Below are 6,342 nucleotides of genomic sequence, written 5' to 3'. Positions count from 1 at the left end.
TGTGGAGGGCCCCGGCGCCTTGTGGCGCCGGGGCCTGTCCTCCCCTGTGCTGACCCGGAGCCCCGAGCTCTCAGGGTCATCCCCCTCGGACCGGTTTCCCCGACCGGTCCGCCTCCCGCTGAAGATCTCCCCTCGGCAGCGGCTATCAATCCCTGAGGGTGGTCACTCGAACGAGGGGTGTTGCCCGCGAGAACAGCATTCTCGAATGGGCATTCGATAGTCTGCGGGTGGCGCACGGCACGGACGCACCAGCGGTCACAGCCGGCAAGGCACAGCGACAAGCACAGCGGCAAGGCACAGCAAGATGGCGCAGCAGGCAGAACACGGTTCACAGGACCGAACGGCCGGAGACGACCACGGTCCGCGCGAAGCTTGGGGGGTGCCAGGACATGGCGCGACGCATCGACGTGACCGGGACGGGCGGCGTACGCCTCGCGGCCTGGGAGTTCGGAGACCCGCCCAAGACCGATCCGGCGCACGACCCGCACGACCCGCATGACTCGCAGCACCCGCACGGCCCGCATGACCCGCAGCACCCGCAGCGCACGCCCGGCGCGGGGACCGCACCCAATGGCTCCCCTGGCGTGCTGTTACTGCACGGCCTGATGGGCCGCGCCTCGCACTGGGCGTCCACCGCCCGCTGGCTCTCCGGCCGGTACCGCGCCGTCGCTCTCGACCAGCGCGGCCACGGCCGCAGCGAGAAGCCCCCGCAGGGAGCCTTCTCCCGTGACGCCTACGTCGACGACGTCGAGGCCGCTCTGGAACAGCTCGGGCTCGACCCGGTCGTCCTCATCGGACACGCCATGGGCGCGCTGACCGCCTGGCAGCTCGCCGCCAAGCGCCCGGACCTGGTCCGAGGGCTGATCATCTGCGATATGCGGGCCTCCGCGCTCGGCGCGGCCTCGCAGCGCGAGTGGGACCAGTGGTTCCGGTCCTGGCCGCTGCCCTTCGCCACGCTCGCCGACGTCCGCAAGTGGTTCGGCGAGGACGACCCCTGGGTGGAGCGGCCCAACCCGGCCCGCGGCGCGTTCTACGCCGAGGTGATGGCCGAGTCCCCGGACGGCTGGCGCCCCGTCTTCGAACCGGAACAGATGCTCCGCTCCCGCGAGACCTGGGTGTACGACGCCCACTGGGAGGAGCTGACCCAGGTCCGGTGCCCCGCCCTGGTCGTGCGCGGCCTCGACGGCGAGCTGGGCCGCGCCGAGGCCCAGGAGATGGTCCGCGTCCTGCCTCGCGGCCAGTACGCGGAGGTCGCCGACGCCGGCCACCTGGTGCACTACGACCAGCCGGAGGCCTGGCGCGCGGCGATCGAGCCGTTCCTGGACGCCCTCAGCGCGAACTGAGACGGGCAGGTCATCCCGAACCGGGACAGATGGCTCACCCCTTGCTGACCGCCACCAGGATCTCCGGCAGCCGCCGGGCCGTCTGCGGAGCCGCCAGCCGCAGCCCCACCGCCGTGATCGCGGCCCCGTAGACCGTGCCCACCGGCAGCAGCAGCCACGTCCAGTCGTCGCCCTCGGCGCTCACGTTCAGCCAGATCGTGAGCGCGATGACGGGCGCGCACAGCACAGCGGCGGCGATCATCCCGCCGAAGATGGAGATCCAGGCGAGCCCGGTCTGCCCGGGGGCGACGTTCTTGTAGCCCTCCTGCGGGATGGAGTAGGGGAAGCGGGCGGACGTCCACGCCCCGGTCGCGAGCATCGCGCCGAGCAGCGCGAAGGACAGCCCCAGCGCCTCGGGCAGCCGCCGCCAGTCGCCGAGCATCGCGGTCGTCACCACGGTGACGAGCGTGGCGTACGGCAGGGTGATCAGCAGCAGGGCCAGCGCGCGGGCGCGCAGCTCGACGTAGGCGTCCCGGCGTGAGGAGATCGTCATGGCGACCATCCAGAACGCGGAGGTGTCCTGCCCGAACTGGTTGTACATCTGGATGCCGAGCATCCCGGCGGCGAAGCACGCGAAGTACACGGACCCGGTGCCCTGCCAGGCGTTGAACACCGGCACGATCAGCCCGATGGCCAGCGAGGTCACCCAGGCGGCCTTGGTCTTGGGGTCGCGCCACACATAGCGCAGGCTGCGCTCCATGACGGTGCCGGTGCGGCCCGCGGGAAGCAGCCGCCCGAGCCCGGTCGAGGTCCGCTCGCGGGCGGCCGTCTCGGCGGTGGGCAGCGTGGACCCGTCGGGCGAGGTCATCAGCCGGGTCAGATGCCGGGACCACACCGCGAGCAGCGTCGCCAGCGCACCGGCGGTCAGCGCCAGTTGGGCGGCGGCGCGACCGTACGACCCCTCGCCCACCGCGTGCACGGCGCCGATCGCCGACGCCGGCGGCACCCACTGGAGCACGTCCGCCACCGGGTCCAGCTCGCCAAGACCCGCAGAACCGAGCCGCTGCGCACCGAAGTTGACGACCTGCGCCCCGACGGCGATGACGAGCCCGCTCAGCACCGCGAGGTCGCGGCCCTTGCGGCTGGTCAGCAGCCGTACGTTGGCGGCGGCGACGGCCCGCGCGAACGCCACGCACACCAGCAGCGCCAGGGCGACCGCGACGACACCCACCGCGAACGCCGCCCCGCCCCGGGCGACGGCGACCACGGAGCCCACCAGCAGGCACAGCGTGAACAGCGGCCCGATGCCGACCAGCGACGCCGTGAGAAGGGCCCGCACCAGCGGCCGGGGCCGCAGCGGCAGCATCACCAGCCGCGTCGGATCCAGCGTCTCGTCACCACTGGGGAAGAACAGCGGCATCACCGCCCAGCCGAGCCCCAGTACCGCCACGGCCAGCACGACCAGTGCCTCGACGTGCGCGTGCCCGCGCAGCGCGATCAGACCGAGCAGTTGCAGCGCGGCGAAGAGCAGGGCGAGGACGGCCGACGCGATGTAGGCGGCCTTGCGCCCGCCGGACTGCCGCAGTCCGTTGCGCAGCAGCGACAGCTTCAGCCGTACGACGACGGGGGTGAGAGCGGGGGCACTCACCGGGCCCCGCCGCCCAGCCAGTCGAGGTCGGACCCGGCGTCCCGGCTCTGCGCCCCGACGAGTTCGAGGAACGCCTGCTGCAGCGAGGGCGCGTCACCGCGCACCTCGGCGAGGGTCCCGGTGGCCCGGATCCGCCCGGCGGCCATGACGGCCACCCAGTCGCACAGCGACTCGACGAGCTCCATGACGTGGGAAGAGAACACGACCGTGGCGCCCGAGGCGGTGTATCGCTCCAGCACGCCCCGGATGGTCTGGGCGGAGACGGGGTCGACGCCCTCGAACGGCTCGTCCAGGAACAGCACTTCGGGATTGTGGAGGAGGGCGGCGGCCAGCCCGATCTTCTTGCGCATGCCGGTCGAGTAGTCGACGACGAGCTTGTGCTGGGCACCGGCCAGATCGAGGACGTCGAGGAGCTGGGTGACCCGCTTGTCGACCTCGGCACCGGGCAGCCCGCGCAACCGCCCGCTGTACGCCAGCAGTTCCCGCCCCGACAGCCGCTCGAACAGCCGCAGCCCCTCCGGCAGCACCCCGATCCGGGCCTTCACCTCGACGGGGTCCCGCCACACGTCGTGCCCGACCACCTCGACAGTCCCGTGATCGGGCCGGAGCAGCCCGGTCACCATCGACAAGGTGGTGGTCTTCCCGGCCCCGTTCGGCCCGACGAGCCCGATGAACTTGCCCGCGGGCAACTCGAGATCGACCCCGGCAACAGCGACCTGCTGCCCGAACCGCTTCCACAGCCCTTCCACCCGTACAGCGCTGGATCCCACCGCATCTCCCTCCGTCACCCAGAACCCTACGGTGGCTTCTCAGGGGCGCGGGGCCCTGCTGATTTGCGGCTCCGCCGCGTGGGCGCGAACAACCACGACCGGCCCGCAGTCGCCGATCAACGGCAACCACGCAGACGATCAGGCGCTACCGATCCCGACCGCACGCATAGGCCAACGGCGAGATCAACTCCTCCGCGTCCGGCAGCCACCGATTCGCCGGGGTCGGCCGGCAGGCCCACTGCACAGCCCCCCGGGACCCGAACCGCGTAGGCGGCGCAGCCACATACGCACCCTCGCCCAGCACGGTCAGATCCAGCGACGACACCGACCACCCCAGCTTGCGCACCAGATCGGGCACCTTCACACCGGCCCCCGGCAGCACGAAGAACTCCATCCGCCGATCCGGCGTGAGCGTCACAGGCCCCAGCGTCAGCTCCATCCGCTCCATCCGCGCGAGCGCGAGGAACCCGGCCGTCTCCGGCACGGAGATCGCGTCGAACGTCCGCCCCGTCGGCAGCAGGATCGAGGCCGTCGGCTGCTTCTGCCACATCCGTCGCGCGACGGTCGCGCTGCCGGTCGCCTGCGTCGCCCAGTCCGGGCGCGCCGGGTGCGATCCGGGTGCCGGACACGCGGCGTCACCGCACGAGCACTGCTGATTTCCTTCGACCGCTTCCAGCCAGGTGCCGGGGAACACGTCCCAGTGGCGCTCCTCGGCGTAGCGGACAGCGGTCTCCAGCAGCGATTCCCCGCGCTGCTTCGGGATCTGAGCGGCTTCGGTGCCGGCGATCGTCTCTTCCACGATGAACACAACTCTGGTCGTCACCAGGGGTTACGCCCGCCCGTGTGCGCGGGGAGGAGCACCGGCCCTGTCCTCGGGGCGCATGGGTGCATGTGCGGGGGCGCGCAGGAGGATCCGTGGCCGGAGCTGGGTAGCCACGAGTGGGGCCGGCAACTGCCGTTACCCCGGCATTCCTCACATGCCTCGCATTTTCGCCTGGTCGGCGGGGCATTGATCTTCACGGCCGGATCTTTTCGCTGGGACGTGAGGGGTTCGGCCGCGGAAGACACGTCAACTCGGTGCGTGGGCAGGCACCGCAGCCACAGGGGGTACGCCATGGCCGCAAGGCCGCTCGTCGCTCGGCAGCCGAACGAACGGCTCCAGGCGCTCATCCAGGAAGCCGGATGCTCCAACGCCGGCCTCGCCCGCCGGGTCAACATGTGCGGTGCCGAGCACGGCCTCGACCTGCGCTACGACAAGACGTCGGTGGCGCGCTGGCTGCGCGGACAGCAGCCGCGGGGCCGGGCCCCGGCGATCATCGCCGAGGCACTGGGCCGCAAACTCGGCCGTACGGTCACGATCGACGAGATCGGCATGGCCAACGGCAAGAACCTCGCCTCGGGCGTGGGTCTCCAGTTCTCGCCGACGGTACTGGGGGCCATCGAGCAGGTCTGCGAGCTGTGGCGCAGTGACGTGGGGCGGCGGGACTTCCTGTCCGGCTCCTCCGTCGCGGCGTCCGCGCTGGTCGAGCCCAGCCGTGACTGGCTGATCTCCGCGCCGGACGGCCAGGTGTCGCGCTCGGCCGGGCCGCGCGTGGGGCAGTCCGATGTGCAGGCGGTCCTCGCCATGACGCAGGCGCTGGTGGATCTCGACCATCAGTACGGCAGCGGGCATGTGCGCCCGGTCGTCGTGCACTACCTCAACAGCGTGGTCTCGGGGCTGCTGGCGGGGTCGTACCGGGAGGCGGTGGGGCGGGACCTGTTCGCCGCGGTGGCCCGGCTGACGGAGCTCGCGGGATACATGGCCGTGGACACCGGGCAGCCCGGTCTGGCGCAGCGCTACTACATCCAGGCGCTGCGGCTGGCCCAGGCGGCAGGGGACCGGGGGTACGGCGGGTATGTGCTCGCGGCCTCCATGAGCCATCTCGCCGCGCAGCTCGGGAACCCGCGGGAGATCGCGCAGTTGGCGAGGGCGGCGCAGGAGGGGGCGCGGGGGCGCGTGTCACCGCGCGCGGAGTCGATGTTCCACGCGGCGGAGGCGCGCGGGCACGCCCTGATGGGCGACGTGCGCGCCACCCAGTCCGCGGCCGGGCGGGCCGTGAGCGCCCTGGAGGCGGCCGACCCGGCCGCCGGGGACGACCCGGTGTGGATCGCGCACTTCGACGAGGCCTATCTCGCCGACGAGTTGGCCCACTGTCACCGGGACCTGGGGCAGGCCGACGCGGCGGCGCGGTGCGCGCAGGAGTCGCTGGCCGGGCATCCCGAGACGCGGGCGCGCCGCCGGGCCATCGGTTATGTGCTGTTGGCCACGGCGCAGGTGCAGCAGCGCGAGATCGAAGAGGCGTGCGGTACGGGCATGAAGGCCGTGGAACTGCTGGAGGGGCTGCGGTCCAACCGGGGCGCCGAGTATCTGGAGGACTTCCAGCAGCGGCTGGAGCCGTACCGGGACGAGGCGGTGGTCAGGGAGTTCGGGGCGCGGCTGGACCTGCAGGCGGCGGCATGAACACAGGGTCTGCGGATGCGTGAACGTGTGGGAAACGGCCGCTGTGCGCGCAGGAGGTGACATGAACAGCGTGCCGTGACCCGGTTGTGTTACCGCGCTCAC

The 6,342-nt window shown here is 72.1% G+C and carries 5 protein-coding genes; 2 read left to right on the top strand and 3 right to left on the bottom strand.

The window, feature by feature from the left end:
- Positions 1-389 precede the first annotated feature (389 nt).
- On the top strand, positions 390-1,343 hold the full coding sequence (locus ACFTZL_RS12130; RefSeq protein WP_382580708.1) for an alpha/beta fold hydrolase: 954 nt from the start codon (positions 390-392) through the stop codon (positions 1,341-1,343).
- A 34-nt stretch (positions 1,344-1,377) separates the two neighbouring features.
- Here ACFTZL_RS12130 and ACFTZL_RS12125 read toward each other — a convergent pair whose 3' ends face one another.
- The 3 genes from ACFTZL_RS12125 to ACFTZL_RS12115 form a co-directional block, all read right to left on the bottom strand.
- A complete protein-coding gene (locus tag ACFTZL_RS12125) occupies positions 1,378-2,970 on the bottom strand; it encodes a transporter (RefSeq protein ID WP_382580706.1) in 1,593 nt (530 codons plus the stop codon).
- Positions 2,967-3,758 (bottom strand): ABC transporter ATP-binding protein, encoded by a 792-nt coding sequence (locus tag ACFTZL_RS12120; protein ID WP_382580704.1) that lies wholly within the window; start codon positions 3,756-3,758, stop codon positions 2,967-2,969. Before ACFTZL_RS12120 ends, ACFTZL_RS12125 begins: the two co-directional genes overlap by 4 nt.
- A gap of 127 nt (positions 3,759-3,885) precedes the next feature.
- Positions 3,886-4,548, bottom strand: coding sequence for a bifunctional DNA primase/polymerase (locus tag ACFTZL_RS12115; RefSeq protein WP_382495283.1), 663 nt, complete (start codon positions 4,546-4,548; stop codon positions 3,886-3,888).
- Positions 4,549-4,854: 306 nt separating this feature from the next.
- On the opposite strand from ACFTZL_RS12115, the gene ACFTZL_RS12110 reads away from it, so the two are divergent.
- Positions 4,855-6,240 carry a transcriptional regulator gene (locus ACFTZL_RS12110; protein WP_382580703.1) on the top strand — a complete coding sequence of 462 codons (1,386 nt, stop codon included), beginning with the start codon at positions 4,855-4,857 and terminating at the stop codon, positions 6,238-6,240.
- The last annotated feature ends 102 nt before the right edge of the window (positions 6,241-6,342 follow it).

Source organism: Streptomyces sp. NPDC056948, from assembly GCF_042674225.1.
GTDB classification, from domain to species: domain Bacteria; phylum Actinomycetota; class Actinomycetes; order Streptomycetales; family Streptomycetaceae; genus Streptomyces; species Streptomyces purpurascens.
This window is presented reverse-complemented; position numbering and strand designations above follow the sequence as displayed.

Coding starts and splice junctions, on each gene's coding strand:
- ACFTZL_RS12130 (WP_382580708.1), top strand. CDS start 390: ATGGCGCGACGCATCGACGTGACCGGGACGGGCGGCGTACGCCTCGCG.
- ACFTZL_RS12110 (WP_382580703.1), top strand. CDS start 4,855: ATGGCCGCAAGGCCGCTCGTCGCTCGGCAGCCGAACGAACGGCTCCAG.